Source organism: Mycobacterium scrofulaceum (assembly GCF_002086735.1).
Classification (GTDB): domain Bacteria; phylum Actinomycetota; class Actinomycetes; order Mycobacteriales; family Mycobacteriaceae; genus Mycobacterium; species Mycobacterium scrofulaceum.
Genome location: NZ_MVIJ01000174.1, coordinates 1 through 282, shown reverse-complemented (window position 1 = coordinate 282; position 282 = coordinate 1). Strand labels below are relative to the sequence as shown.

Genomic DNA, 282 nt, shown 5'->3' with positions numbered 1-282 from the left:
GTCCCAGAGATCAGCGATCACAACGATTAGCAGTCGAAAGACAACAAAAAGAACCACCCTAAAATTGCTTATGGCTGCACCTAGACGGTCCCAAAGTCTTTAAACCATAAACAGGTCGATGCCGGCGCACGGCCCGGGACCACGACCGAAGAATCCGCTGAGCTGAAGCGCTTGCGGCGGGACAACGCCGAATTGCGAAGGGCGAACGCGATTTTAAAGACCGCGTCGGCTTTCTTCGCGGCCGAGCTCGACCGGCCAGCACGCTAATTACCCGGTTCATCG

At 56.0% G+C, this 282-nt stretch carries 1 pseudogene; it reads left to right on the top strand.

Annotated features, from left to right (window positions below):
• Positions 1 to 84: 84 nt before the first annotated feature.
• Positions 85 to 282 (top strand): annotated as a pseudogene (locus tag BST44_RS31270) (IS3-like element IS987 family transposase); the annotation flags it as partial.